The organism is Brucella sp. NBRC 113783 (assembly GCF_040372265.1).
In the GTDB taxonomy this organism is placed as follows: domain Bacteria; phylum Pseudomonadota; class Alphaproteobacteria; order Rhizobiales; family Rhizobiaceae; genus Brucella; species Brucella teleogrylli.
The window spans coordinates 490,186-517,061 of record NZ_BAABRX010000001.1 but is presented as its reverse complement, the minus strand read 5'-3'; the positions used below and the strand labels follow the sequence as shown (position 1 = coordinate 517,061).

The window sequence follows — 26,876 nt, the reverse complement described above, 5'->3', positions numbered from 1 at the left end:
CAATATTGACGGGTTTTTTAGAGCGGCTGTAACGGAGCCAGCTTCAAAAGACCCGAAAGCCGAAGCTTTCGGGCCAGATTATTGTGTCGTCAGGGAAAACTTAGAGCGTGAACTGATCGCCAAGATAGAGACGACGGACGTCAGGATTGGCGACGATCTCGGCCGGGCGGCCATGAGTCAGCACCTGACCGGCATGGATGATATAGGCGCGATCGATCAGACCGAGCGTTTCACGCACATTGTGGTCGGTGATGAGAACACCGATGCCGCGACTGGTCAGATGGCGCACCAGCTGCTGAATATCGGAAACCGCGATGGGATCGACGCCCGCGAAAGGCTCATCGAGCAGCATGAAATTCGGGCGCGAGGCAAGCGCGCGGGCAATTTCCAGACGGCGGCGCTCACCGCCCGACAGCGAGATGGCGGGCGCCTTGCGCAGATGCGCGATATGGAATTCTTCGAGCAGCGCGTCGAGTTCGGAAGCGCGCTTCTTGCGGTCCTTTTCGACCACTTCAAGCACGGCCTTGATATTGTTCTCGACCGAAAGGCCACGGAAAATCGAGGCTTCCTGCGGCAGATAGCCGATACCAAGACGCGAACGGCGATACATCGGCATGGATGTCACGTCGAAACCGTCGATTTCGATAGAACCGGCATCGGCTGGAACCAGACCCGTCACCATATAGAAACAGGTGGTCTTGCCCGCACCGTTGGGGCCGAGGATGCCAACCGCCTCGCCAGCGCGCACGCCGAACGACACGCCATTGACGACCTGACGACCACGATAGCTCTTGCAGAGGCCGCGCGCGACCAGCGTGCCCTTCAGGCGCGCCGTCTTGCCCGGCTGTGCTGGCATGGCGCCATGAGGTTCACCCGAAGAGCCGACACTCTCGGCAACCGCTTGCGGCTCGCCGTCTTTCTTGTTCCAGAACAATCCCACACGTGCTCCGGTCAGTTCTGCTTGGGCGCGGCACCGCCCTGCTGTTGATCCTTCGGCGCCATGATGATCGACACGCGGCCCTTGCTGTTCGCGCCGCTCTTGCAGCTTTCGACATTGGCGCGGCCCGTATCGAGATGCGCCGTCAGCTTGCAACCGGTGACGACATTGTCACCATCCGTCAGAACGACCTTCGAGCCTTCGAGAATCATGATCTGGTTTTTTGCGTCGTAACGACCGGTATCGCCGGTCGCGACCTGCGTGCCCGACTTCAGGTAAACCTTGCCGGATATATCGATGTGATCGATGCTCGACGAATCAAGGCCACCGACACCGGCGCTTGCCGGTTCCTTCGGGGCTTCGCCGTCCTTGGCCGCCTTGTTGTAATAGACAGTCATCAGACCTGCCTTCAACAGCGCGTCGCCCTGCGCCACAGAAACATTGCCGGTGAAAACCGCAACGCCTTCCTTGTCGCGCATTTCCAGCTTGTCGGCATCGATCTTGACCGGTGCCTTGCTGTTGGAAAGCTTGAGGCCGTTCACTGCGCCGCCTGCGGCTTCCTGTGCGGAAGCGGCAAAAGGAGCGGCAACGATGCCAAGCGCCAGAACTGCGAATCCTGCCCGCATCGTGCGAGCCATAGTGCCCTTGATCATCTTGCCCGTCTCACGTTCCATAAATTCAGTCCCCGAATGCAGGCGTCATGATGTAAACAACCTGCCTCCAGATGCAACATTAAGCACTTTGACGCCAAATGGGAACATAAGGCTTTGCAAAATGCGTATAAAAAACAAATCCGCGCCAGGCCCGAAAATGGGGCTGAACGCCGGATATGCCGTTCTTTTGCACCCGGTCAGGGCGCCTTGTTTCCCGAAACCACGCTGCCGTCAACGGTCATCTGAACGCGGTTCTCAAAAATCAGAACCTTGCCGTTGTCCTTGACCTGCATGGTATCGGCCAGAATATGCGTATTTCCGCTGCGAATATCGACCGGCTTGTCGGTTGTGATCTGCCCGCTCTTCAGATTGACATCTGCCGAACGCATCACCGCACGCAAACCTTCATTCGTGGTTACGACAAAGTCCTTATCAAGTTGCAAACGACCATTGGCATTATCGTAAATGCCGGAGGCCGCCTCGACCTTTGCCGTGCCTCTTTCACCGACCGGCAGTTCCGCCTGAATGCCTTCCAGGGTGATGACGCCGCTATTTTTGGCATCCTGCGTCGCCTTGGAGGCGGTCATCGAATAGGGCTTGTTGTCCTTGGTGTAACCGTTGAGATGCGGGCTGGCCATGACGAGCTTGCCGTTCTCGCCGCCCGTATTCATCTCGACCTTGATCGGGGTCGCTGGCGTTGCCAGAAATGTGTACCAGGAAAACACCGCCGCAAGCGCGACGGCCGCGACCGGCAGGGCGGTTTTCAACACCCGCACCCGGATCGAATGGCGCTGCGCGGCATGAAAAAGCGACTCGGCCTTCTGGGACGCACCAAAACGCACGCCGCCCTTGCCGCGCCCGGAAGGGGCTGCGGTCTGCGCAACGGGGCTGTTTGTGGTGTCGGTTGTCATGACGTCCTTCAGATAATCCACGGCACTCAATTCAAGAAACTTCCGGTCAATAAACTTACGGTCGAGAAACACCCACCCAGAAGACAGGCGCACGCCCGATGTAAGGTCCATTCCCTGCAATCAATAGGCGCTTTTTCATTTTAATATGGTTTATTTGGGATAATTTGATCGGATGCTCAATAGCAAGAAGGCGACACAAAATATCGCACCTGCCTCATAATGAAAGACAAGCACGTCTACCCCATTGATATTTCATCACAATCAGCACCTACCTTAATTAGGTAGAATGCTAATCAACTCTTTGATACCACAAATTGCTCTTGAATTACAGCGCGTCGCAGGGCCGCTAAACTTGCAAATGAGCCCGGTTTTTCGACCAAAGACAGAATCTTTCGTCCCCATGTCATGACAATGCAGTTGTGCAGCACTATCTCTTTGAAATCTGTAGCAAGATCGAAGCTCTTGCCGCCCGACTGAATTGGGGGCACAAAGATCGCCAGAGTTTTCAGGATCGCCCCTCGGGGCCGGTCATATTGATAAAGACGATTGGATGGACAAAAATGGCCCAGGACGCCGAGGCACTGATCGAAAGACGAAAGCTGCGCCGCAAGCTGACCGTCTGGCGCGTGGCTTTTCTGCTTCTGCTCGCCGTTCTGATCGCCGGTTTCGCCTCATGGTCGATGCGCGGCGCCAATCTCACCCAGCCGCATATCGCCAAGGTGCGCATCGAAGGCACCATTTTCGAGAATGAGGAGCTTCTGAAGCGTCTCGACCGGATCGCCAAGAACGATGCGGTGAAGGGCGTGATTCTGGTTCTCGATTCGCCCGGCGGCACAACGGTGGGCGGCGAAGCGATTTTTGAAGCCGTGCGCAAGATCGCCGAGAAAAAGCCGGTCGTCACGCAGGTCGGCACGCTGGCGGCGTCTGCCGGTTATATGATCGCCAGCGCTTCGGACCATATCGTGGCGCGGCAGACCTCCATCATCGGCTCCATCGGCGTGCTGTTCCAGTATCCCGACCTTTCCAAGCTTCTCGACACAATCGGCGTCAAAGTCGAAACCATCAAATCCGCGCCGCTGAAAGCGGAACCCAATTATTTCAGCCCGGCCAGCGACGAAGCCAAGGGCATGATCCGCAACATGATCATGGATTCCTATGCCTGGTTCGTGGACATTGTGGAAAAGCGCCGCTCGTTTACGCATGAACAGGCGCTGGCGCTCGCCAATGGCGCGGTTTTCACAGGCCGTCAGGCGCTGGAGAAAAAACTTATCGATGGGCTTGGCGGTGAGGACGAAGCCGTGGCCTGGCTTGGCACCAAGGGCGTTTCCACCACCTTGCCACGCCTTGAATGGAAGCCGGTCAACTCCGAAACGGGTTTTTCGCTGCGCGATCTCATCATCCATGCCGGTGCGCGGCTGATCGGTCTGCCGCAGGAAGCCGATAGTATGCTCAAGGGGATAGCAAAGGATCGCATCTTTCTTGACGGACTTCTCTCGGTTTGGCACGTTGACGGAACGCCAGATGCAAATTCAGCAAACTAACAATGTCCGGCGTCAAGGCCTGACAGCACATAACAGGAAACAGGGGTAAAGCCGTGATCAAATCGGAACTCGTTCAGATTATCGCCAGCCGCAATCCGCATCTCTTTCAGCGCGATGTCGAAAACATCGTCGGCGCGGTTTTCGACGAGATCACCAATGCACTCGCGGACGGCAACCGCGTCGAGCTGCGTGGCTTCGGCGCTTTTTCGGTCAAGAACCGCCCCGCCCGCAGTGGTCGCAACCCGCGCACCGGCGAAACGGTGGATGTGGAAGAAAAGTGGGTTCCCTTCTTCAAGACCGGCAAGGAGCTGCGCGACCGTCTCAACGGCGCCGTCTGATAGAAGATCATGCTGGCAAAACGTATTGTCGCAATCGTCATTCTGGTCCCGCTCGCGGTCATTCTGATCGCGCTGTCGGTTGCCAATCGTGCGTCCACGGTCCTGACGGTTGATCCCTTCAATCCGGGCAATCCGGCCTTGTCCTACAGCGCGCCGCTGTTCGTCTGGCTGTTTGGCGCGCTGCTCGTCGGCGTGGTGATCGGCTCTGCGGTGACCTGGTTGACGCAGGGCAAGCACCGTCGCCGCGTCCGTGACAGCAAGCAGGAAGCAGCCCGTCTGCTGGAACGTGCAGAAGCCGCCGAGAGGCGCAACACATCGGTCGCGAACACCTGAAACGCCCCCTCTTCGCAAGCCCGGAAGCGAAACTTCCGGGTTTTCCGGTCCTGAAAAGGCCTGCGCACGGGAAAGAACGTCGTTTTCCCCTTCCACACCGGCCTTGTTTATCCTACCTAGACCGCAATCACTGTGATTGGAGTTTCGGGTGAAAGCGCCAAAGGGAAAAGGCAAAAAGCCGTCGGGTGGCAAACAGGATCGCGGTTTTGAACGCGCGAAGCATGATGCGCCGCGTCATGAAAACAAGTTTGAATCCGCCAATCCGGGTAAAGGCCAGGCGTTCAAAAAGCCGCGTCCGCAATTTGCCAAGGCAGCGCCAAAGCCGGTAGCCGCCGAAGAACGCGAACGTCCCGCCGCCCCGCAGCGCGAAATCAAGCCCTATACCGGCCCTCGCCCGGGCGAGAAACTCCCGGTCATCCTCGAAACAGAACCGTCCGCCGATTATGCGCTGCTCGACAGCGGCAACGGGCTGAAGCTTGAGCAATACGGTCCCTACCGCATCGTTCGCCCGGAAGGTCAGGCGATCTGGCTGCCCAGCCTGCCGCAAAAGGAATGGGATCAGGCCGATGCGGTCTTCACCGGCAATACGGACGAGGAAGGCATCGGACGCTGGGCGTTCCCGAAAGTGCCGCTCGGCGAAACATGGCCGATGCAGCATGACGGCATTTCCTTCCACGGTCGCTTCACCTCTTTCCGCCATGTCGGCGTATTTCCCGAACAGGCCGCGCACTGGTCTTTCATGGATGGCCTTATCCGCGATGGCGTGAAATCCGGACGCAACGTGAAGGTGCTGAACCTGTTCGGCTATACGGGCGTTGCCTCGCTGGTTGCAGCCCGCGCCGGTGCGGAAGTCACTCATGTGGACGCGTCGAAAAAAGCCATCATCTGGGCGCGCGAAAATCAGGAAATGGCGGGCCTGTCGGACAAGCCGATCCGCTGGATTTGCGAAGACGCGATGAAATTTGTGGCGCGCGAAGAACGCCGTGGCAGTTTCTACGACATTATCCTGCTTGACCCGCCCGCCTACGGGCGCGGACCGAGCGGCGAAGTCTGGCAGTTGTTCGAGCATCTGCCCGCCATGGTCGATACGTGCCGTTCGATCCTGACGCCGAAGCCGCTCGCCGTGATCCTGACCGCCTATTCGATCCGCGCATCGTTTTTCGCGATTCATGAGCTGATGCGCGACCGCTTCACCGGCCTTGGCGGCACAGTCGAATCGGGCGAACTTATTCTGCGTGAGCGTTCTGCTGGGCGCGCGCTTTCAACATCCATGTTCAGCCGCTGGGTAGCCAAATGAGCCGTAACGACGATTTTTCCAGAAACAGCGGTTCGCGCGGTGATCATTCAGGTGGGCACTCCAAAGTCGGTCAGGTGAAGGAAGTCACCAGCCTGACCAACCCGATCGTCAAGGATTTGCGCTCGCTGGCGCTGAAGAAATTCCGCGATCAGCAGGGCGTGTTCCTCGCCGAAGGGCTGAAGCTCGTCATCGACGCGCTGGAGCAGGACTGGCGCATCAAGACGCTGGTTTTCGCCAAATCAGGCAAGGGCAACAAAATGGTCGAGCAGGTCGCCGCCCGCACCTTCGCCAAGGGCGGACTGGTGCTGGAAGTGACCGAAAAGGTGATTGCCGCGATCACCCGCCGCGACAATCCCCAGGTGGTGGTTGGCGTTTTCGAACAGCAATACCAGCATTTGGCGAGCCTCAGGCCCAAGCATAATGATGTCTATATCGCGCTCGACCGCGTGCGCGATCCGGGCAATCTCGGCACGGTCATCCGCACCGCCGATGCTGTCGGGGCAAAAGGCGTCATCCTGATCGGTGACACCACCGATCCCTATTCGCTCGAAACCGTGCGCGCCACCATGGGTTCGGTCTTTTCCGTACCGCTCTACAAGACGACGGAAAATGACTTCCTCAACTGGCGCAAGGGTTTCTCCGGTCTGATCGTCGGCACGCATCTGAAGGGCGCTGTCGATTACCGCACCATTCCCTATGCCAACAAGCCTGTCGTGCTGATGATGGGCAATGAGCAGCAGGGCCTGCCGGACAATCTCGCCAATGCATGCGACAAGCTTGCGCGCATTCCGCAGGCAGGCCGCGCCGATTCGCTCAATCTCGCCATCGCCACCGGCGTCATGCTCTATGAAATCCGCCGTGAGGCGCTTACCCTCGACGAAAGAGGTTAGTCATGAAGCGCCACGCGGTTCTGTCCTCGCTTTTCGTCGTCATTCTCACGGTTCTGATTGATCAGGGCGTCAAGCATCTGGTCGAAACCCGCATGGACTACGCCCAGCAGATCGACCTGCTGCCGTTTCTGGCGCTGTTTCGCACGCATAATGAAGGCATCGCCTTCTCCATGCTCGCCGGGCTGCACGATTGGGGTTTGGTGGCGTTGACAGCTGCGGTCATCGTCTTCGTGCTTTATCTCTGGTGGACCAATGCGCATGACCGCGTCTTTGCGCGCTATGGTTTTGCACTAGTGATCGGCGGCGCCATCGGCAATCTGATCGACCGCGTGATGCATGGCTATGTGGTGGATTATATCCTGTTCCACCTGCCGACATGGTCGTTTGCTGTCTTCAATCTTGCCGACACCTTTATCACCATCGGCGCGGCGCTGATCATTCTGGAAGAATTCCTCGGCTGGCGGCGCGAACGCGCTGCCCGATAAGCCACTCATATGACGCCCAATATATTGCGGGCACCCGGGTAACTTGATCGTTATTGGGCTTTCGCATAACGTGAAGGCTGTAATTTTAAAGACTTTTGAAGGGGATAAGCGGCGCCCAGCCGAAATGACACATTGGTGACACGCTTCTGTCATCCTCACGTAGCACTCGCTCTCTAGTACGTCGGCCAGATGCAGTTCAGGCTGCGCCGCCGACCTATAAATGAGAAGGCCGATTCCACTGCCTAATCGGTGGGAAAAGGTTCAGGAATACGTGAATAGACAAATCAGGAGCGAATCATCATGACAGTACTGCTTGGAATGGGCCAGCAAATCATTGATGATACGGTCATGTCAGGCTTAGAAGCACAACAGGCGCTATTCGCAACCGGTGAAGACCCGATCGTTCTCGGACGTATCGGCTCGCTGGAAGTGCGACTTGCAAACTCCCGTGAGGCCATCGAGGCCGCGCAGGAACTTCGGTTCCGCGTGTTCTTCGAGGAAATGGGCGCGCGCAAGGAATCCATCGAGGCCGTGGAGCTTCGCGATGCCGACCGTTTCGACACGATCTGCGATCACCTTCTCGTCTATGACACGGCCCTGCCGGTCCCCGAGCACCAGCAGATCGTCGGCACTTACCGGCTGATGCGCAGCGATCAGGCCGACAAGGCGCTCGGTTTCTATTCGGCGGATGAATATGACGTGCAGCGCCTGGCGCTGTCCCGCCCCAATCTCAAGCTGCTTGAGCTTGGCCGCTCCTGCGTGAAGGCGGAATATCGTTCAAAGCGCACCGTCGAGCTGCTGTGGCAGGGCGCATGGGCCTATTGCCGCCGCCATTCGATTGACGTCATGTTCGGCTGCGCTTCGTTTCATGGCGCGGTTCCTGCCGCCCACGCACTCGGCCTGTCGTTCCTGCACCAGAATTGCCGCGCCACGTCCGACTGGGATGTGCGCGCACTGCCGCATCGCTATCAGCCGATGGACCTGATGCCGAAGGAAGCGATCAACAACAAGGTTGCGCTGTTCTCCATGCCGCCACTGGTCAAGGGATATCTGCGTCTCGGCGCGATGATCGGCGACGGCGCGGTGATCGATGAGGCCTTCGGCACAACCGATGTGTTCATCATTCTGCCGATTGAGCGCATCTCCAGCCGCTACATCACCTATTACGGCGCTGAAGCAAACCGCTTCGTGTAGTCTGTAGCTATTTCCCCTCGCCCTTCGAGACGGCCCTACGGGCCTCCTCAGAATGAGGGGAAACCATCTGGATACCCTTCGCAGAAAAACTCGACGCCCTCACCCTGAGGTGCGGAGCATAGCCTGATCCTGAGCCCGTCGAAGGATCGAAGGGCGAGGCTTCAGAAAGCCCTCACGCCTTCCCGGCCAGTTCCTTCAGCTTATAGATCAGGTCGAGCGCTTCACGGGGCGTCAGCTCGTCGGGGCTGATGCCTGCCACCGCCCTTGCCAGTTCGCTGTCCTTTGCCGATGCCTGCGGCTTCGGCTTTTCCTGTTGCAGCACAACGGAGAAGAGCGGCAGATCGTCGATCAGTTTGTCGGCTTTGCCGGATGTTTCGCCAGCTTCCAACTGGTGCAGCACATCACGCGCGCGGTTGACGACTGCTTCCGGCAGACCGGCCAGCCGTGCCACCTGAACGCCATAGGACCGGTCGGCAGCCCCCTTGGCCACTTCATGCAGGAAGACGACATCATTGTCCCATTCCTTGACCCGCATCGTGACATTGGAAAGCCGCTCCAGCTTTTCCGAAAGTGCGGTCATCTCGTGGAAGTGAGTCGCGAACAAAGCCCGGCAGCGGTTCTTCTCATGCAGATATTCCACCGCTGCCCAGGCGATGGAAAGCCCGTCGAAGGTGGCAGTGCCACGACCGATCTCATCGAGGATGACCAGCGAACGTTCGCCCGCCTGATTGAGGATTGCCGCCGTTTCCACCATTTCGACCATGAAGGTCGAGCGTCCGCGCGCCAGATCGTCGGAAGCGCCGACGCGGCTGAACAGCCGGTCCACCACACCAATCTGCGCGGCGCCGGCAGGCACGAAGGAACCCATCTGGGCGAGGATCGCGATCAGCGCATTCTGGCGCAGGAAGGTCGATTTACCGCCCATATTCGGCCCGGTCAGCAACCAGATCGCGCCATTGCCAGCGTCGCTTTGCGGCGAGAGATCGCAATCATTGGCAACAAATGGATTGGCCGCCTGACGGCGCAGCGCCTGTTCCACCACCGGATGGCGACCGGCCACGATGTTGAAGGACAGGCTGTCATCGACCATCGGGCGGCAATAGCCCTGTTCCTCGGCCAGCACGGCAAGCGCTGCCGAAACGTCAAACACCGAAAGTGCGGCTGCAGCAGCGCGGATCGCATCGGCATGAGAGACGGCTTCCGCCGTCAGTTCTTCGAAGATGGCGAGTTCGATAGAAAGCGCGCGGTCGGCGGCATTGGCGATCTTGCTTTCAAGCGCGGCCAGTTCCGTCGTCGTGAAACGCATGGCATTGGCCATGGTCTGACGATGGATGAAGCGCCCCTTGGCGGCATCCGTATCGGTCATCGCGCCGGAATTATTCGCCGTCACTTCGATGAAATAGCCAAGCACATTGTTGTGCTTGATCTTCAGCGACTTGATGCCGGTTTCCTCGATATAGTCAGCCTGCAAACCGGCGATCACCCGGCGGGACTGGTCGCGCAAGGCGCGCATTTCATCCAGTTCGGTGTTGTAGCCCTCGCGCACGAAACCGCCGTCGCGCTTCAACAGCGGCAGCTCGTCGGCCAGCGCCCGGTCGATATGCACGGCAAAAGCCGCAGGCATGGCGTCGAGCGCATCCCGCGCCGCAGCCAGCTCTTCCGGCAAAAGCGCGCCTTCCAACAGCGAGACCAGCGTGCCCGCTGCCTCAAAACCGCGCTGCAACGCGCCCAGATCACGTGGACCACCGCGCCCCACTGCCAGACGCGACAGCGCGCGCGGCATGTCGGGCACACCTTTCAGCTCTGCCCGCATTCCGTTGCAAAGCGTCTGCTCGCTGAGAAAGGACGACACGGAATCAAGCCGCAATGCGATTGCCTTGGGATCGGTCAGCGGCGCGGTGAGCCGCTCCGCCAGAAGCCGCGCCCCGCCGCCAGTGACCGTGCGGTCGATGGATTTGAGCAGGCTGCCATCGCGATTGCCCGACATGGTGCGGACCAGTTCCAGACTGGCGCGCGTGGCGGGGTCGATGAAGATCGTGCCGCCTTCATGCTCGCGCTCCGGCCGCATCAGCGGCGGACGCTCGGCAATCTGCGTCTTTTCGATATAGGCGATGGCGCCGGAAATGGCCGATAGTTCCGAGCGGCTGAACTGGCCGAAACCGTCCAGCGTCGCCACATCGTAATAGCGCTGGATGCGCGCCTGCGCAGCCGCACTGTCGAACAGGGTTGCCGGCTGCGGTGACACCGCCTTGCCGACCAGATCGAAAGCCGGGCGCAATTCGGGATCGTGAAACGCCGTATCGGCCACCACCAGCTCGCGCGGATCGACGCGCATGATATCGGCAAAAAGCCGCTCTTCCGTCGTTTCCGCCACGCGGAATGTGCCCGTGGAAATGTCGATCCAGGCAAGCGCCAGCGCGCCGTCTCCCTTGGTGCGGCCAAGCGCCATCAGGAAATTGGCCTCCGACGGATCAAGCAGTTTTTCTTCCGTCAGCGTACCGGGCGTCACCAGACGGATCACGTCGCGGCGCACCACGGATTTCGAGCCGCGCTTTTTGGCTTCCGCCGGGTCTTCCACCTGTTCACAGACGGCGACGCGATAGCCCTTGGCAATGAGCTTTTGCAGATAATCGTCGGCGGCATGGACCGGCACGCCGCACATGGGAATGTCTTCGCCCAGATGCTTGCCGCGCTTGGTCAGCGTGATGCCAAGTGCGCCCGACGCTTCCACCGCATCGTCGAAGAACAGCTCGTAAAAATCACCCATGCGATAGAACAGGAGCGAATCAACATTCGCCGCCTTGATCTCGATATACTGCTCCATCATGGGCGTGAGACGGACAACCGTTTCCTGTGCGGCATTTTCTTCCGCTTCCGGCTTGTCGTTTTCGCCCCGCACGTCCATGCTATAAAACCTTATTTTGTTGCGTGTTTTGCACGACCAAAGTTATTAAATTACGCATTCGTTCGCTTTTGAATGAATAACTATTCCCAAAAGCGCTGTTTACACATTTCCAGACTGGCGCTATCGAATGCGACCGCACAAGATTCCGGAGGGAACATGCCAGTCTCGACGCCGAAGGGCAACACGCCAGAACGCACACCCACAGCCAGTGAGAAAGAAGCGCTCGACTTTCACGCGCAGGGCCGCCCCGGCAAGCTGGAAATCAACCCTACAAAACCGATGACCACCCAGCGCGACCTGTCGCTGGCCTATTCGCCGGGCGTGGCCGTGCCGGTCAAGGCCATCGCGGAAGACGCCGCGCGCGCCTATGACTATACGGCCAAGGGCAATCTCGTCGCCGTCATTTCCAACGGCACCGCCATTCTCGGCCTCGGCAATCTCGGCGCACTGGCGTCGAAGCCGGTCATGGAAGGCAAGGCCGTTCTGTTCAAGCGCTTTGCCGATGTCGATTCCATCGATCTTGAAATCGATACGACCGATATCGACGCCTTCATCAACGCTGTGCGTTATCTTGGGCCCTCCTTCGGGGGCATCAATCTGGAAGACATCAAGGCGCCAGACTGCTTCATCATCGAGCAGCGCCTGCGCGAGCTGATGGACATTCCGGTTTTCCACGACGACCAGCATGGCACCGCGATCATCGCTGCCGCCGGTCTGATCAATTCGCTGCATCTGACCGGACGCGACATGAAGACGACCAAGCTCGTCTGCAATGGCGCAGGTTCCGCGGGCATCGCCTGTATCGAGCTGATCAAGGCCATGGGCTTTGCGCCGGAAAACATCATCCTATGCGACACCAAGGGCGTCGTCTATCAGGGCCGTGAAGAAGGCATGAACCAGTGGAAATCGGCGCATGCGGTCAAGACCGACCGCCGTTCGCTGACCGATGCGCTGAAAGATGCGGATGTGTTCTTCGGCCTCTCGGCCAAGGGTGCCCTGACCGAAGAGATGGTGCGCGCCATGGCGCCCAATCCGATCATCTTCGCGATGGCCAACCCCGACCCGGAAATCACCCCGGAAGAAGTCGCCCGCATTCGCGATGACGCCATCGTCGCCACCGGTCGTTCGGACTATCCGAACCAGGTCAACAATGTGCTTGGCTTCCCTTACATCTTCCGCGGTGCGCTCGACGTGCGCGCCACGACGATCAACGACGCGATGAAGATCGCCGCCGTCAATGCTCTGGCGGAGCTTGCCCGCGAAGATGTGCCGGACGATGTGGTCGCCGCCTATCAGGGCAGCCGCCCGCGCTTCGGCCCGAGCTATATCATTCCGGTGCCGTTCGATCCGCGTCTGCTCGCTTCCGTTTCGGCAGCCGTCGCCAAGGCCGCGATTGAAACCGGCGTTGCCGGTCACATCATCACCGACCTTGAAGGCTACAAGAGCGAATTGTCGGCGCGACGCGACCCGATCGCCTCGACGCTGCGCGGGATTTACGAGCGTGTGCGTCGCCAGCCAAAGCGCATCGTCTTTGCCGAAGGTGAAGAAGAGCAGGTCATGCGCGCCGCCGTTTCCTATGTGAATCAGGGGCTAGGCACGGCCATTCTCGTCGGTCGCGACGAGCGCATCAAGGACACTGCCAAAGCCGCAGGCATGGACCTCGACCGCCCCGGCATCGAGATCATCAATGCGCGCCTTTCCAGCCGCAATTCGGCCTATGCCGACTATCTCTATGAGAAATTGCAGCGCAAGGGCTATCTGGCGCGCGATTGCCACCGCCTCATCAACAATGACCGCAATCATTTCGCGGCCTGCATGGTGGCGCTGGGCGATGCCGATGGCATGGTGACGGGCGTGACCCGCAACTACGCGGTCGGCCTGGAAGATGTGCGCCGCGTGGTCGATTCCAAGCCCGGCCATCGCGTGGTTGGTGTTTCCATCGCGCTCTGCCGCGGTCGCACCGTGTTCATCGCCGATACGGCCGTGCATGAAAAGCCGACCGCCGACGAGCTTGCCGATATTGCGGTGGAAGCCGCAGGCATGGCGCGTCGCATGGGCTATGTGCCGCGCGTTGCGCTCACCGCGTTCTCGACCTTCGGCCATATGGGCGGCGAAAGCTCGGCCCGCATTCAGGAAGCGGTGCGCATTCTTCACACGCGCCATGTCGATTTCGAATTCGACGGCGAAATGAGCGCTGATGTGGCGCTGAACCCCAAGCTGATGGAACAATATCCGTTCATCCGCCTGTCGGGTCCCGCCAATGTCATCGTAACGCCAGACAATCATTCGGCGTCGATTGCCGCCAATATGTTGCAGGAACTGGGCGGCGCGACCATTATTGGCCCGCTTTTGGTCGGTCTCGACAAGCCGGCGCAGATCGTCAGCATCGGCGCGAAGGATTCCGATATCGTCAATATGGCGGCTATCGCGGCCTATAACGCGACCAATTGAACATTAGAAAATACAAACAGAAAGGCCGGGGAAACCCGGCCTTTCCTTTTGCATATTCATCCATTGTAAAAGCCGCTATAGGATAGTCTTGTCACCGCAATTCCTTTCCCGAAAAGCCGGACCTGCAAGCCGCATGAGCGCACACGACCTGAAGCTGGAAGAGATCGTCAATCCCGAAACGCTCCGTCGCAAGCTCAATGAGCTGGCGGATTCGACCGACGAAAGCTATACGAGCCTTCCGGTGCGAAAGGTGGTTCTGCACGCGTTGAAAGATGCGCTGGTGCGCGGCCGCGCCAATGCGGAAGGGCTGCTAATGAAGGATGGCGGCGGCACACTGTGCGCCCGACGCCTGTCCTACCTCATGGACACGCTGATTGAGGCGCTGTTCGAATTTGCAACCACCAAGGTCTATCCGATGGTCAATCCGTCCAAGGCGGAAAACATGGCCATCGTCGCAGTCGGCGGTTATGGGCGCAACGGGCTGGCGCCGGGTTCCGACATCGACCTTCTGTTCCTGCTGCCCTACAAGCAGACGCCGTGGGGCGAGCAGGTCGTCGAATATATGCTTTACATGCTCTGGGACATGGGGCTGAAAGTCGGCAACTCGACACGCAATATCGATGAGTGCATCCGGCTGTCGCGCGAAGACATGACGATCCGCACCGCCATTCTCGATGCGCGTTTTCTCACCGGCAACAAGGATCTGTTCACCGCGCTCGTCTCCCGCTTCGATGAGGAAATCGTCAAGGATACCGGGCCCGAATTCATCCAGGCCAAGCTTGCCGAGCGCGACGAACGCCACCGCAAGGCGGGCGAGACGCGCTATCTGGTGGAGCCCAATGTCAAGGAAGGCAAAGGCGGCCAGCGCGATCTGCATACGCTGTTCTGGATCGCCAAATATTTCTATCGCGTCAAAACCAAGGAAGAGCTGGTCAAGCTCGGCGTGCTGTCACGTGCCGAATTGCGCATCTTCAACAAGGCGGAAGATTTTCTCTGGGCTGTGCGCTGCCACATGCATTTCGCCACGCTGAAAGCGGAAGAGCGCCTTTCCTTCGACATTCAGCCGGAAATCGCCCAGCGCCTTGGCTATACCGCGCATCCCGGACAGAACCATGTCGAGCGCTTCATGAAGCATTATTTCCTCGTGGCCAAGGATGTCGGCGACCTGACCCGCATCATCTGCGCCGCGCTGGAAGAGGAACAGGCCAAGCATGTGCCGGGCTTCAACCGCATTTTCCTCACCTTTTCGCGCCGCAAGCGCAAGCTTTCGACCGATGGCTATTTCGTCTCCGAAAACCATCGCATCAACACCGCGCGCCCCGACGTGTTTTCGGAAGATCCGGTCAATATCATCCGCATCTTCCAGCTGGCCGACAAGCATGGGCTGGAGTTTCACCCGGAAGCGATGCAGCAACTGACTCGCTCGCTGAAGCTTATCAATGCCGATCTGCGCGAGAACCCCGAAGCCAACAAGCTTTTCCTCGACGTTCTGACATCGCCGCGCAATCCCGAACTGATCCTGCGCCGCATGAACGAATCCGGCGTGCTGGGCAAGTTCATCCCGGATTTCGGCAAGATCGTCGCCATGATGCAGTTCAACATGTATCACCACTATACGGTGGACGAACATCTCTTACGCTGCATTGCCGTGCTGTCGGAAATCGAGCATGGCGAACTGGAAAACGAGCATCCGCTTTCCAACCATCTGATCACCACGATCAAGCGCGACCGCAATCTGCTCTATGTGGCACTTCTCCTGCACGATATCGCCAAGGGTCGCCCGGAAGATCATTCGATTGCCGGTGCCCGCATTGCCCGCAAGCTTTGCCCGCGCTTCGGCCTCTCCCCTTCCGAGACGGAGACGGTGGAATGGCTGGTGCGCGAACATCTGACCATGAGCATGGTGGCCCAGTCGCGCGATCTCAACGACCGCAAGACCATCATCGACTTTGGCGACACGGTGCAGACCATGGAACGGCTGAAGCTGCTCCTGATCCTGACCGTCTGCGATATCAAGGCCGTCGGCCCCGGTGTCTGGAACGGCTGGAAGGGCCAGCTTCTGCGCACGCTTTTCTATGAAACCGAACTGGTGCTGACCGGCGGTTTCTCCGAGCTTTCACGCGCCGACCGCGACCGGCAGGCCCGTGAAGCGCTGGCCGAAAAGCTTTCCGACTGGCCAACGCCTGAGCGCGACGCCTATCTTGGCCTGCATTACATCAATTATTTCCTGACCGTCAGCCTAGACGATCAGGTGCGCCACGCCCATTTCATCCGCGAAGCCGACCGGGCGGGCCGCGCGCTTGCCACCATGGCCAAGCCACAGAGCTTCGAAGCCGTGACGGAAATCACCGTTCTTGCGCCCGACCATCCGCGCCTCTTGTCGATCATCACCGGCGCCTGCGCTGCCGCAGGCGGCAATATTGTCGATGCGCAGATTTTCACCACCGGCGACGGACGCGCGCTCGATACGATCCTGATCAGCCGCGAATTCGATCTGGATGAGGATGAACGCCGCCGCGCCGAGCGCGTGGGCAAGGTTATCGAAGACGTGCTTTCCGGAAAGGCGCATCTGCCCGACGTGCTGGCCAAGCGCACCAAGCCGAAGAAGAACGCCAAGGCCTTCACCGTGGAACCGCGTGTTGAGATCAACAACACGCTGTCGAACAAGTTCACCGTCATCGAAGTGGAAGGTCTGGACCGTCCCGGCCTTTTGTCGGAACTGACTGGCCTTATTTCCGACCTTTCGCTGGATATCGCTTCGGCGCATATCACGACCTTCGGCGAAAAGGTCATCGACAGTTTTTATGTAACGGACCTCGTGGGTCACAAGATTTCAAACGCCACCCGCCAGGGCAATATCCGGCGCAAGGTTCTTGCGTTGCTCAGCGGCGAAAACGGCAGCAAGGCCAATGGCCGCTCGTCGCAGGCAGCATAAGTTAGGTTTCTCAAAAGCATGAGTCTGGTCAAAAAGTTCGCCACGGTGGCATCCGGCACGCTGATGAGCCGCATATTCGGCTTCACCCGCGAGATGTTCATGGCGGCAGCGCTCGGCACCGGCCCGGTGGCCGATGCTTTCAACGCAGCATTCCGCTTTCCGAACACGTTCCGCAGGCTTTTCGCCGAAGGCGCATTCAACTCGGCCTTCGTGCCGCTTTTCGCCAAGGAAATCGAAAAGAACGGCATGGACGGCGCCCGCCGCTTCTCCGAAGAAGTGTTCGGCGTGTTGTTCACGGTGTTGCTGTTCATCACCATCGTGATGGAACTTTCGATGCCCTTCATCGTGCGCACCGTCATTGCGCCGGGCTTCATGGACGATCCGGTGAAGTTCGACAACACGGTGCGGCTCGCCACCATCATGTTCCCCTATCTCGCCTGCATGTCGCTGGCGGCGATGATGGGCGGCATGCTCAACTCGCTGCACCGCTATTTCGCGGCAGCGATAGCGCCTGTCTTCCTCAACATCATCCTGATCGGCGTTCTGGCCTTTGCCTGGTGGCGCGGTCATGATCCATTGACTGTCGGCTACGGCCTGTCCTGGGGCGTCATGGCGGCAGGTCTGGTGCAGCTCGCCATCGTCTGGCTCGCGGTGCGCAATGCGGGCATCAAGATTGGCTTTCGCCGTCCGCGCCTGACTGCCAACGTCAAGCGGCTGCTGGTGTTGGCGCTGCCCGCCGCAATCACCGGGGGCATCACGCAGATCAACCTGCTCATCAACACCAACATCGCTTCCGGCATGGAAGGAGCTGTTTCCTCACTGGTCTATGCCGACCGCATCTATCAGCTGCCGCTGGGCGTCGTGGGCATTGCGGTTGCCACCGTGTTGTTGCCGGAACTGTCGCGCGCCTTGCGTGGTGGCCACATGAAGGAAGCCTCGAACCTGCAAAACCGCTCGGTCGAGTTCACGCTGTTTCTTACGCTTCCCGCAGCAGCAGCGCTTCTCGTCATGTCGGAACCCATCGTGCGGCTGTTGTTCGAGCGCGGTAAATTCAGCCCCGATTCCACAATCGTCGTCTCCAACATTCTGGCGATCTACGGTCTTGGTCTGCCCGCCTTCGTGCTGATCAAGGCGTTTATTCCGGGCTTCTTCGCCCGCGAGGATACGCGTACGCCGATGATCTTCGCGGCCATTTCCGTCGCGGTGAATGTTTCGCTTGCCATCACGCTGTTCCCGCGTCTCGGCCCGACCGGCATCGCCACAGCAGAAATCGTGGCTGGCTGGGTCAATGCCGTTCTGCTGTTTGCAACGCTCGTGAAACGCGGCCATTGGGGACAGGATATTCCGCTTCTCACCCGCATTCCGCGCCTGTTGATCGCGGCGGGCGTCATGGCGTTTGGCATTCATTATGCCATCGGCCATTTCGCCTATGAGCTTTCTTCCGCTGCGCCCTTTGTCGTTCGAGCCGGAACAGTCTGCGCCATGGTGATTGCCGCGATGATTGTCTATTTCGGCCTCGCCTTCGGTCTCGGCGGTGCAAATACCGGCATGATCCGCCGCAATGTCAAACGCGGCGCGGTCAAGAAAGAGCCCGAGAGTGACGCATAATTGTCCTTGAAACGCCTCTGCGTCTCTGCGAAAACACGCCACATCATCAAAGCCCCCTGCTCTCCACCGGCAGGGGTTCATTTTTAGGATAGAACCATGAGCACGTTCAAACCGCTTGTCTTCTCCGGCGTCCAACCGACCGGAAATCTCCACCTCGGCAATTATCTGGGGGCGATCAAGCGGTGGGTCGAGGTCCAGAAGACCCAAGAATGCATTTATTGCGTCGTGGACATGCACGCGCTGACCGTGTCGCCCGACCCGGCTGAACTGCTGCAATCCACCCGCGAAGTGACGGCGGCGTTTCTGGCTTCCGGCATTGATCCGCAGAAGAGCATCGTCTTTAACCAGAGCCGTGTCATGCAGCATGCGGAACTGGCCTGGGTGTTCAACTGCATTGCGCGCATCGGCTGGATGAGCCGTATGACGCAGTTCAAGGACAAGGCCGGCAAGGACCGCGAAAATGCTTCGCTGGGCCTCTTTGCCTATCCGAGCCTGATGGCTGCCGACATTCTGCTCTATCGCGCCACCGCCGTGCCCGTTGGCGAAGACCAGAAGCAGCATCTGGAGCTGACGCGCGATATCGCGCAAAAATTCAACAATGACTATTCCGACCGTATTGCATCGCTTGGCATCGGCGTGGATATGCAGGTGGGCGACGAGAAGGTTTCGGGCTTCTTCCCGCTGACCGAACCGATGATTTCGGGTCCGGCTATGCGCATCATGTCGCTGCGCGACGGCACCAAGAAAATGTCGAAATCCGATCCGTCGGACCTGTCGCGCATCAATCTGATCGACGACGAAGAAACGATCACCAAGAAGATCCGCAAGGCCAAGACCGATTCCGATGGCCTGCCATCGGAACTGGATGGTCTGTCCGGTCGTCCGGAAGCGGACAATCTGGTCGGAATCTATGCGGCTCTCGCCTCGCAGTCGAAGGAAGATATCCTTGGCGAATTTGGCGGGCGCCAGTTCTCGGAATTCAAGGCGGCACTGGCCGAACTGGCCGTGACGAAGCTTTCGCCGATCACCCATGAAATGCGCCGTCTGGTGGCCGATCCGGCCCATATCGACAGCGTTTTGCGGGACGGCGGCGAGCGCGCAGGTGTGATCGCCGAGAAGACCATGCGCGATGTGCGCGACATTATCGGCTGGTTGCAGAACTGATTTTCAACAGCGTCACCAAGGGCGACTGGTTTTTTGCGGTCGCCCTTGTTTTTGTGAAATTGCCTGCTGTTCAGGGCCATAGCAAAGAATGCTGGCTTGCAGGCGGCCAATCCTGATGGCAAATTGCGGCCATGGTATCCAAACGACTAAGCCGGGAATCCGGTCACCGACGCAAATTTCTCGCCGTCATCGATGAAACGCCCGAATGCGGGCGCGCTGTCGCCTATGCCGCACGCCGTGCCAAAAACACGAGCGGCTCGCTCATTCTGCTTTTCGTTATTGATGACTCCGATTTCCAGCAAATTTTGGGCGTCGGCGAAATCATGCGTGCCGAAGCGCAGGATCGAGCGCGATCCGCGCTGGAAAAATTCGCCGCCGTCGTACGTGAAGATCAGGGCATCGAACCCGAACTTAGCATCCGTGAAGGCCAGACAGCGGAAGAGCTGCTCAGCCTGATCGAGGAAGACCAGGACATTGCCATTCTGGTTCTCGCTGCCGGTTCCGGCAAGGAAGGCCCCGGCCCTCTCGTGCAATCGCTGGCTGGCCGCGCCCAGTTTCCCATCCCCGTCACCGTTGTTCCCGCAGGGTTGACCGATGACGACATTGATGCGGTGACCTGACGCAACAGTTGCATTCTTCGTGATGCCGGGCTGCAAAGAGCAATTTTGAGTTTTGCGTTCGCATAATCTGATCCGAAAAGTCTGCAACTTTTCGGGATTATGCGAGGCTTCCGGTGCTCACGTACCTTTAAGTACGTTCCGCTCCGGTACTCGAAAATCACTCTTTTCGCCACGGCCTGACGAATTTGCAACTGTTGTGCAATCACCCTATATTGATAGCAACTGAAACGCGCCTGAGAGCGACAGCCCTTGTTTCCGCGCGGTTTCGCTATTATTAGAACAGTTCCAAAATTGAAAGCGGAGAACTGGCATGTTCATCCAGACTGAAACCACGCCCAATCCGGCGACCCTGAAGTTTCTGCCCGGGAAGGTGGTCATGCCGGAAGGCACCGCCGATTTCCGCGATGCTTCATCCGCCGGCAACACGTCGCCGCTGGCAGCCAAGCTGTTCGCCGTTCCGGGCGTTACCGGCGTTTTCTTCGGCTATGACTTCATTACCGTCACCAAGGACGATGGCGAATGGCAGCACCTGAAGCCTGCGATCCTCGGCACGATCATGGAACATTTCATGTCGGGCGCCTCGGCCATGGCTGGCAACGCCAATGCAGACGCCGCAGCCGCCCATGGCGATGAAGAATTCTTCGATGAGGCCGATACCGAAATCGTCGAAACCATCAAGGAACTGATCGAAACCCGCGTTCGCCCTGCCGTGGCGCAGGATGGCGGCGACATCACTTTCCGTGGCTTCGAAAACGGCACCGTGTTTCTCAACATGAAGGGCGCCTGCTCGGGCTGCCCGTCTTCGACCGCGACGCTGAAGCACGGCATCCAGAACCTGCTTCGTCACTTCGTGCCGGAAGTGCAGCAGGTCGAACAGATCTGATCGGTCTCACAAACTGAAATCTGAAAAACGCCGGATCGCCAGACCGGCGTTTTTTTATAAAAGCGCCGCGCTCAACGCCGTCCCGGCGTATATCGTATATTAAGTATAAGCGATATCATGGTACTTATCGTGTACCAAACTATGGCGATTGCAGCGCCCCGTAAAAAGTATAGATTCACTCATGTTTCAAGAAAGAGGACATGATGTTTCATATACCGATCGGCAGTTCAGACTTGGAAGAACTAAAGGAGGCATATGGATACTTTATGCACTCCGTTTCAGATGTCATTCTGCAATATGCAGATATATTTCCCGCACTGCTCTGAAAATAGACTTTAAACTATTTGAAAATAAGTTCGGCGATACACGATCACCACTTTAATGTCGTGTATCGCCGATATTGTATTATTTACTGCTTCACGATGACCTTTGCACCCTGTTCGGCACGATCATAGAGATCGATGATATCCTGATTCATCAGGCGGATGCAGCCCGACGACATGGCTTTGCCGATGGTCCACCATTCCGGCGTCCCGTGCAGGCGATAGCCGGTATCACCACCCTTGTTGAACAGATAGAGCGCACGCGCGCCGAGCGGATTTTTGAGGCCCGGGTCCATGCCATTGCGGAACTTCGCCAGTTCCGGCTGACGCTTGATCATTGCCGATGGCGGCGTCCAGGTCGGCCATTCGCGCTTCATGGCAACGCGGGCTGTGCCCGACCAGCCAAAGCCTTCACGCCCGACGCCGATGCCATAGCGCATCGCCTTGCCATCCGGCATGATGTAATAGAGGAACTTCGCTTGCGTATCGACGATGATGGTGCCGGGGGCTTCATCGGTCTGATACTTCACGATCTGGCGACGATATTGCGCCGGTATCTTTTCGCTCGGAATGGCGGGAAGCACATAGCCAGCATCGGTGACCGACGAGTAAGAGGCTGTGTAGAACGTTCCGCCGACAGTAGAGCAGCCAGCAAGTCCGCCTGCAAGAAAAAGTGCCGCCGTCAGTTTAAGGACGCGAGAATTCATGCATTCCCCCAAGATAGAATCAATGTGCCGTCAAAAGGAGCGAATCGCCCATTCATGCTTGAAGATGCGGCAGTATTGTTAACTGTACGTTAACCGTAAATTGAAAAATTCTTTATTAGGCCATTTTTCTGCCTTTTTTCGCCTTGTTTGACGGACCAATACTCAAAAATCGCCACAAAGAATCGCGCGTTTTCGGTTGTTTCGCTTTGAAACCGCACGCAAAATGCCGCCATGCCCATCGTGATTCCCAACCAGACCCATCCGCTGTCCGACGGACGGCAATCAGACAACGCCATGCTTGTGCGCCGTGGTGTGCAGCGCCTGTTTCTGGATATGGGGCTTGCGACCTTGCCGGAGCTGCCGCTTGCATCCGGCCGCCGCGCCGATCTGATTGCGGTCAGCCGCAAGGGCGAAATCTGGATTGTCGAGATTAAGTCGTCGATTGAGGACTGGAAGGCGGATCGCAAATGGCCGGACTATCGCGCCTATTGCGACCGGCTGTTTTTCGCCACCCATCCGGCGGTGCCGCGTGAGATATTCCCGGAGGAATGCGGCTTCATTCTCTCTGACGGTTATGGCGCGGAAATCCTGCGCGATGCGCCTGAACACAAGCTGGCAGGTGCTACCCGCAAGGCGCTGATGCTGCGCTTTGCCCGGGCGGGCGCGGCGCGCCTCACCTATGCCGAGCTTTCCGGACTGGAAATGCCGGGCGGCGATTTTTAAACAAAAAGCGAGGAAACCGATGTGGTTTCCCCGCTTTTCAATGCTTTAGCAGAGGCGCTTACTGGCGCGAACGGCTGCGGCTGATCGCGATGATGGCGACCAGAGAAATCAGCACCGTCACCAGCAGATAGACCGCGACCGCATGCCAGCTGCCTTCATATTTGGCGAGCAGCCAGGTGGCGATCAGCGGCGCAGTACCGCCAGCCAGCGCAGCACCCAGCTGGTAGCCGAGCGTGATGCCGGTATAGCGCACCTTGGTCGCAAAGATTTCCGACGACAGTGTGCCCAGAACAGCGGTGATCGGCGACCAGAGAACGCCGAAGCTGATAACCGTTGCCAGCGTCAGGCCCCAGACGGTCTTGGTGTCGAGCAGCATGAAGTAGGGAACGATGAACAGGCCGAGCAGGATGCAGCCGACGACATAGACCGTCTTGCGGCCAACATAATCGGACACGAGACCCATGGTCGGGATCAGGATCGAAGCGACCAGCGCGCCGATCATCACGGCGTTCAGCGCCCCGCTCTTTTCGAAGCCGAGTGTGCTCACCGCATAGCTCACCACGAAGGTAGAGAAGATGTAGAACGGTGCTGTTTCCACGACCTTCAGGCCAGCGGCGATCAGCACTTCGCGCCAATGGTTCTGAAGGGTTTCAACGAGCGGCATCTTGGCGACATTGCCGCTTTCCTTCGCCTGCTTGAATTCCGGCGTCTCGTCGAGACCGTTACGGATCCAAAGGCCGAGGAAAACCAGACCCGCGCTCAGCACGAAGGGAACGCGCCAGCCCCAGGCCATGAAGGATTCATCCGGCAGGGTGACCATCAGGCTGACCGAAAGCGTCGCCAGCAACATGCCGATGGTTACGCCGACCTGCGGAACGCTACCGAAGAAGCCCTTGCGATTGGCAGGTGCATATTCATAGGCCAGCAGCAGAGCACCGCCCCATTCGCCGCCAATGCCGAGCCCCTGCACCATGCGCAGCAGGATCAGCAAAATGGGTGCCCAGACGCCAATATGCTCATAGGTCGGCAGCAGACCGATGAGAACGGTTGCGCCGCCCATCAGCGACAGCGTGATGACCAGCGTCTTCTTGCGGCCGATACGGTCGCCGATATGCGCGAAAATCACGCCACCCAGCGGACGGATGAAGAAGGTCAGCGAAAACGACAGATAAGACAGCATCAATCCGACAACGGGGTCGAAGTTGGGGAAGAACAGCTTGTTGAAAACAAGCGCGGCGGCTGTGCCGTAGAGAAAGTAGTCGAACCATTCGATGGAGCTGCCAGTCAAGCTGGCGATAAGCGCTCGCCGGCGGGCGGTCGCGCTCGAAGGTGCATCAGTATGAGCAGTCATGTGTTGCCTTGAATGTTAGATAGCGCATTCGAGCACAAGAGAACCGGGCTGCGGTGGAACAGGGCGCAGCATTCTCCTCCGAATGGCCCTAGAGCGGCGCATGACCGCTCTAACTATTTGTTTTTGGAGCACATCTTATCCGAAAACCGTTTCACACTTTTCGGGATGTGCCTTAATTGCCTTATTATTATAGATTTTTATATTCAACTTTAGAACAATCCACTAGGAATGGTGCACAATATAGGGAATTGGCCTTTGAAATTCTCTCTAATAAAAAAATCCAGCAAAACACGGAGGTTTTACTGGATTTTTCACTAAATTAAGAAACTCTTAATTTTCAAAGAGCGAATGCCACATGCCGAAGCAAGGTCTCAGCGCGGCGCGCGCTTGGCGAGAATGCGCTGCAAGGTACGGCGATGCATGTTGAGACGGCGCGCGGTTTCCGAAACATTGCGCTCGCACATCTCGTAAACGCGCTGGATATGCTCCCAGCGGACGCGATCGGCAGACATGGGGTTTTCCGGCGGAGCGACTTTTTCGCCCGGACGGCGGGTCAGGGCTGCGAAAACTTCATCCGCATCGGCAGGCTTCGACAGATAGTCGATGGCTCCGAGCTTCACCGCATTCACGGCGGTGGCGATATTGCCATAACCGGTGAGGACGATGGCACGCGTATCGGAACGACGCAGGCGAATGGCCTCGATGACGTCGAGACCGTTGCCGTCTCCCAGCCGCATATCGACCACGGCATAGGCGGGCGCTGCGGCCTTGGCGGCGGCGATGCCTTCTTCAACCGATTCCGCTGTGGTCACCTGAAAGCCCCGGCTTTCCATGGCGCGGGCCAGGCGTTGCAAGAAAGGTTTGTCGTCATCAACCAGAAGGAGGGTGGGGTCGTTGCCTATGGCTTCGCTGTCTTCCTGCTTCAAGTCGTCCATCGGGTGCTTCCTGCCTGTATTTTTGATCCCTTATTGATACCCCTGCGTCAAAAAGTCAAATAGCCATTGAATCGTTGAAGCAATTTCTACGGCCATGAATTTTACGCCAGACTATAAATCATTGTATTTGATTAATAATTCTAAAAGACAACACAAGAAGTTGAGCAAAAACAATTTTGCGAGGCGGTTTTGCGTCAGACGTGGGTGAAGGTTGAACGCGGCCAAACCACTTTGACTTCTGCCCCCTGCCCGGGATTGCTTCGATTACGAAACGCAATCTGTGCGCCGGAACGCTCCAGCAAGGTTTTTGCGATGAACAGGCCAAGGCCAAGGCCGCCGCCATTGCGGGTGCTGTCGCGGCTGGTCATATAGGGCTCACCGATGCGGTCGAGGATTTCCGGCTTGAAACCTTCGCCATCGTCCTGAATGGTCACGCTGACCTGATTGTCGGTCCAGCCCCAGGTGACACTGACATTGCCGCGCGCGAAATCGACAGCATTTTCCACCAGATTGCCGAGGCCATAAAGCAGGCCGGGATTGCGCCGCGTGACCGGCTCGGGCTTCGGCCCTTCCACCTTCTCCACGTCGATGGTGACACCGAAATTGCGATGCGGCGCTATCACTTCCTCGATCAGCGAGGACAATGGCAGGCGCGACATATGCTCCTCGTTTTCCGAGGACAAGCTGGTCAGCCGTTGCAGAATTTCACGGCAGCGCTGCGTCTGCGAATGCAAAAGCGCAATGTCTTCGCCAAGCCCCGTATCGACCGGATTTTTGGCATAGGAACGCTGCATTTCCTTCACCACCAGCGCGATGGTGGCGAGCGGCGTTCCCAGCTCGTGAGCGGCAGCAGCGGCGAGACCATCCAGAGCGGTGAGGTGATGTTCGCGCTGGAGAATGAGTTCCGCAGCGCTCAATGCATCGCCCAGCTGGCGCGCTTCTTCCGCGATGCGATAGGCATAGACACCGGTAAAGCCCAGTGCCGATGTGATGGCGCACCAGATGCCGATCACGAACAGGAACGGCAGGTTCAGCACCTCGCCCGGATACCAGGGCAGCGGTTCATGCCGCACCGAAAGCACGGATGTGCAGGCGACGACCAGCAAAGCCAGCGCCAGCGTATGCCGGGCTGAAAGCGAGGTGGCCGAAATGATGACCGGCACGATCATCAGGATGACGAAGGGATTTTGCAGCCCGCCGGTGAGATAAAGCAGGCCCGCCAGTTGCAGAATATCGAAGGCCAGCACAAGGCTCGCCGCTTCCGGGTTCAGCCGGTGATTGGTCGGAAAACGAAAGGCCAGATAGAGATTGAGCCAGGCCGAGCAGGCAATCAGCGCAAAACAGATGCCAACCGCAAAGGGAAATTGCAGGTAAAGCGCCACGAGCATGACGGCTGCCGTCTGTCCGGCGATGGCCAGCCAGCGCACACGAACCAGCGTGGTCAAACGCGGGCGACGCGAAAGATTGGAAGCGCGGTTCTCGAACTCTGCGTGCATTTTTTGCTGTTCCTCTATCCTGCCCCTTATGGGGCAAGCGAAGACTGGAATGCAAGCGGAACTGCGTTATCCGGTCGCAGGCGATTAATGCTTCGTTTTAGCACGACAGTTGCAAGTTCGTCAGGCCGTGGCGAAAAGAGTGATTTGCGAGCACCGGAGCGGAGCGTACTTAAAGTACGTGAGCACCGGAGCCTCG

Annotated in this window: 22 protein-coding genes; 14 read left to right on the top strand and 8 right to left on the bottom strand. The window is 58.3% G+C overall.

All coding sequences use genetic code 11. The annotated features are described in order from the left end of the window. Positions 1-100: 100 nt before the first annotated feature. The 3 genes from lptB to lptC form a co-directional block, all read right to left on the bottom strand. Positions 101-940 carry an LPS export ABC transporter ATP-binding protein gene (gene lptB, locus ABWW11_RS02355; protein WP_109368183.1) on the bottom strand — a complete coding sequence of 280 codons (840 nt, stop codon included), beginning with the start codon at positions 938-940 and terminating at the stop codon, positions 101-103. An 11-nt stretch (positions 941-951) separates the two neighbouring features. Continuing rightward, positions 952-1,611 (bottom strand): LptA/OstA family protein, encoded by a 660-nt coding sequence (locus ABWW11_RS02350; protein ID WP_109368182.1) that lies wholly within the window; start codon positions 1,609-1,611, stop codon positions 952-954. A gap of 176 nt (positions 1,612-1,787) precedes the next feature. Continuing rightward, positions 1,788-2,501, bottom strand: a complete 714-nt coding sequence (gene lptC / locus ABWW11_RS02345) for an LPS export ABC transporter periplasmic protein LptC (protein ID WP_109370146.1) — start codon at positions 2,499-2,501, stop codon at positions 1,788-1,790. Positions 2,502-3,061: 560 nt separating this feature from the next. Between lptC and sppA the strand changes: the two genes are divergently transcribed. The 7 genes from sppA to olsB all read left to right on the top strand — a co-directional run bounded on the left by sppA (position 3,062) and on the right by olsB (position 8,579). After that, positions 3,062-4,042, top strand: coding sequence for a signal peptide peptidase SppA (gene sppA, locus ABWW11_RS02340; protein WP_109368181.1), 981 nt, complete (start codon positions 3,062-3,064; stop codon positions 4,040-4,042). A 53-nt stretch (positions 4,043-4,095) separates the two neighbouring features. Continuing rightward, complete coding sequence (locus tag ABWW11_RS02335) at positions 4,096-4,380, top strand: integration host factor subunit beta (RefSeq protein ID WP_061344837.1); 285 nt, start codon at positions 4,096-4,098, stop codon at positions 4,378-4,380. 9 nt (positions 4,381-4,389) lie between these two features. Continuing rightward, a complete protein-coding gene (locus ABWW11_RS02330; RefSeq protein ID WP_109368180.1) occupies positions 4,390-4,713 on the top strand; it encodes a lipopolysaccharide assembly protein LapA domain-containing protein in 324 nt (107 codons plus the stop codon). Between the two features lie 148 nt (positions 4,714-4,861). Continuing rightward, positions 4,862-6,010, top strand: coding sequence for an RsmD family RNA methyltransferase (locus tag ABWW11_RS02325; protein WP_109368179.1), 1,149 nt, complete (start codon positions 4,862-4,864; stop codon positions 6,008-6,010). Next, positions 6,007-6,900 (top strand): TrmH family RNA methyltransferase, encoded by an 894-nt coding sequence (locus ABWW11_RS02320; protein ID WP_109368178.1) that lies wholly within the window; start codon positions 6,007-6,009, stop codon positions 6,898-6,900. Before ABWW11_RS02325 ends, ABWW11_RS02320 begins: the two co-directional genes overlap by 4 nt. Positions 6,901-6,902: 2 nt before the next feature. Next, positions 6,903-7,385: a signal peptidase II gene (gene lspA, locus ABWW11_RS02315; RefSeq protein ID WP_109368177.1), complete on the top strand. Its 483-nt coding sequence runs from the start codon at positions 6,903-6,905 to the stop codon at positions 7,383-7,385. A 300-nt stretch (positions 7,386-7,685) separates the two neighbouring features. Next, positions 7,686-8,579 (top strand): l-ornithine N(alpha)-acyltransferase, encoded by an 894-nt coding sequence (gene olsB, locus ABWW11_RS02310; RefSeq protein ID WP_181376067.1) that lies wholly within the window; start codon positions 7,686-7,688, stop codon positions 8,577-8,579. Between the two features lie 172 nt (positions 8,580-8,751). Here the strand turns inward: olsB and mutS are convergent, their stop codons facing one another. Further along, on the bottom strand, positions 8,752-11,484 hold the full coding sequence (mutS, locus tag ABWW11_RS02305) for a DNA mismatch repair protein MutS (protein ID WP_109368176.1): 2,733 nt from the start codon (positions 11,482-11,484) through the stop codon (positions 8,752-8,754). 156 nt (positions 11,485-11,640) lie between these two features. On the opposite strand from mutS, the gene ABWW11_RS02300 reads away from it, so the two are divergent. The 6 genes from ABWW11_RS02300 (at position 11,641) to ABWW11_RS02275 (ending at position 21,145) form a co-directional block, all read left to right on the top strand. Continuing rightward, complete coding sequence (locus ABWW11_RS02300; protein WP_109368175.1) at positions 11,641-13,935, top strand: NADP-dependent malic enzyme; 2,295 nt, start codon at positions 11,641-11,643, stop codon at positions 13,933-13,935. A gap of 133 nt (positions 13,936-14,068) precedes the next feature. After that, positions 14,069-16,870, top strand: coding sequence for a [protein-PII] uridylyltransferase (locus tag ABWW11_RS02295; protein ID WP_109368174.1), 2,802 nt, complete (start codon positions 14,069-14,071; stop codon positions 16,868-16,870). Positions 16,871-16,888: 18 nt separating this feature from the next. Beyond that, positions 16,889-18,478: a murein biosynthesis integral membrane protein MurJ gene (murJ, locus tag ABWW11_RS02290; RefSeq protein WP_109368173.1), complete on the top strand. Its 1,590-nt coding sequence runs from the start codon at positions 16,889-16,891 to the stop codon at positions 18,476-18,478. Positions 18,479-18,574: 96 nt separating this feature from the next. Next, a complete protein-coding gene (gene trpS / locus ABWW11_RS02285) occupies positions 18,575-19,642 on the top strand; it encodes a tryptophan--tRNA ligase (protein WP_109368172.1) in 1,068 nt (355 codons plus the stop codon). A 131-nt stretch (positions 19,643-19,773) separates the two neighbouring features. Beyond that, positions 19,774-20,262 (top strand): universal stress protein, encoded by a 489-nt coding sequence (locus ABWW11_RS02280; RefSeq protein WP_109368171.1) that lies wholly within the window; start codon positions 19,774-19,776, stop codon positions 20,260-20,262. Between the two features lie 310 nt (positions 20,263-20,572). Beyond that, positions 20,573-21,145: a NifU family protein gene (locus ABWW11_RS02275; RefSeq protein ID WP_109368170.1), complete on the top strand. Its 573-nt coding sequence runs from the start codon at positions 20,573-20,575 to the stop codon at positions 21,143-21,145. 409 nt (positions 21,146-21,554) lie between these two features. Here ABWW11_RS02275 and ABWW11_RS02270 read toward each other — a convergent pair whose 3' ends face one another. Continuing rightward, positions 21,555-22,175: a L,D-transpeptidase gene (locus ABWW11_RS02270; protein ID WP_109368169.1), complete on the bottom strand. Its 621-nt coding sequence runs from the start codon at positions 22,173-22,175 to the stop codon at positions 21,555-21,557. A 231-nt stretch (positions 22,176-22,406) separates the two neighbouring features. On the opposite strand from ABWW11_RS02270, the gene ABWW11_RS02265 reads away from it, so the two are divergent. After that, complete coding sequence (locus ABWW11_RS02265; RefSeq protein ID WP_109368168.1) at positions 22,407-22,898, top strand: MmcB family DNA repair protein; 492 nt, start codon at positions 22,407-22,409, stop codon at positions 22,896-22,898. A gap of 58 nt (positions 22,899-22,956) precedes the next feature. Here the strand turns inward: ABWW11_RS02265 and ABWW11_RS02260 are convergent, their stop codons facing one another. The 3 genes from ABWW11_RS02260 to ABWW11_RS02250 form a co-directional block, all read right to left on the bottom strand. Beyond that, on the bottom strand, positions 22,957-24,249 hold the full coding sequence (locus ABWW11_RS02260; RefSeq protein WP_124915162.1) for an MFS transporter: 1,293 nt from the start codon (positions 24,247-24,249) through the stop codon (positions 22,957-22,959). A 371-nt stretch (positions 24,250-24,620) separates the two neighbouring features. Further along, positions 24,621-25,184: a global response regulator transcription factor RegA gene (regA, locus tag ABWW11_RS02255; RefSeq protein ID WP_078339656.1), complete on the bottom strand. Its 564-nt coding sequence runs from the start codon at positions 25,182-25,184 to the stop codon at positions 24,621-24,623. 194 nt (positions 25,185-25,378) lie between these two features. Beyond that, the gene (locus tag ABWW11_RS02250) at positions 25,379-26,680 is read right to left on the bottom strand and encodes an ActS/PrrB/RegB family redox-sensitive histidine kinase (protein WP_109368166.1); all 1,302 of its coding nucleotides are present in this window, start codon (positions 26,678-26,680) and stop codon (positions 25,379-25,381) included. Positions 26,681-26,876: the final 196 nt, after the last annotated feature.

What these genes read in the sequence shown, in the direction of transcription:
- ABWW11_RS02350 (WP_109368182.1), bottom strand. Translation starts at nt 1,611, where the DNA reads ATGGAACGTGAGACGGGCAAGATGATCAAGGGCACTATGGCTCGCACG.
- lptC (WP_109370146.1), bottom strand. Translation starts at nt 2,501, where the DNA reads ATGACAACCGACACCACAAACAGCCCCGTTGCGCAGACCGCAGCCCCT.
- sppA (WP_109368181.1), top strand. Translation starts at nt 3,062, where the DNA reads ATGGCCCAGGACGCCGAGGCACTGATCGAAAGACGAAAGCTGCGCCGC.
- ABWW11_RS02330 (WP_109368180.1), top strand. Translation starts at nt 4,390, where the DNA reads ATGCTGGCAAAACGTATTGTCGCAATCGTCATTCTGGTCCCGCTCGCG.
- ABWW11_RS02320 (WP_109368178.1), top strand. Translation starts at nt 6,007, where the DNA reads ATGAGCCGTAACGACGATTTTTCCAGAAACAGCGGTTCGCGCGGTGAT.
- lspA (WP_109368177.1), top strand. Translation starts at nt 6,903, where the DNA reads ATGAAGCGCCACGCGGTTCTGTCCTCGCTTTTCGTCGTCATTCTCACG.
- olsB (WP_181376067.1), top strand. Translation starts at nt 7,686, where the DNA reads ATGACAGTACTGCTTGGAATGGGCCAGCAAATCATTGATGATACGGTC.
- mutS (WP_109368176.1), bottom strand. Translation starts at nt 11,484, where the DNA reads ATGGACGTGCGGGGCGAAAACGACAAGCCGGAAGCGGAAGAAAATGCC.
- ABWW11_RS02300 (WP_109368175.1), top strand. Translation starts at nt 11,641, where the DNA reads ATGCCAGTCTCGACGCCGAAGGGCAACACGCCAGAACGCACACCCACA.
- ABWW11_RS02295 (WP_109368174.1), top strand. Translation starts at nt 14,069, where the DNA reads ATGAGCGCACACGACCTGAAGCTGGAAGAGATCGTCAATCCCGAAACG.
- murJ (WP_109368173.1), top strand. Translation starts at nt 16,889, where the DNA reads ATGAGTCTGGTCAAAAAGTTCGCCACGGTGGCATCCGGCACGCTGATG.
- trpS (WP_109368172.1), top strand. Translation starts at nt 18,575, where the DNA reads ATGAGCACGTTCAAACCGCTTGTCTTCTCCGGCGTCCAACCGACCGGA.
- ABWW11_RS02280 (WP_109368171.1), top strand. Translation starts at nt 19,774, where the DNA reads ATGGTATCCAAACGACTAAGCCGGGAATCCGGTCACCGACGCAAATTT.
- ABWW11_RS02275 (WP_109368170.1), top strand. Translation starts at nt 20,573, where the DNA reads ATGTTCATCCAGACTGAAACCACGCCCAATCCGGCGACCCTGAAGTTT.
- ABWW11_RS02270 (WP_109368169.1), bottom strand. Translation starts at nt 22,175, where the DNA reads ATGAATTCTCGCGTCCTTAAACTGACGGCGGCACTTTTTCTTGCAGGC.
- ABWW11_RS02265 (WP_109368168.1), top strand. Translation starts at nt 22,407, where the DNA reads ATGCCCATCGTGATTCCCAACCAGACCCATCCGCTGTCCGACGGACGG.
- ABWW11_RS02260 (WP_124915162.1), bottom strand. Translation starts at nt 24,249, where the DNA reads ATGACTGCTCATACTGATGCACCTTCGAGCGCGACCGCCCGCCGGCGA.
- regA (WP_078339656.1), bottom strand. Translation starts at nt 25,184, where the DNA reads ATGGACGACTTGAAGCAGGAAGACAGCGAAGCCATAGGCAACGACCCC.
- ABWW11_RS02250 (WP_109368166.1), bottom strand. Translation starts at nt 26,680, where the DNA reads ATGCACGCAGAGTTCGAGAACCGCGCTTCCAATCTTTCGCGTCGCCCG.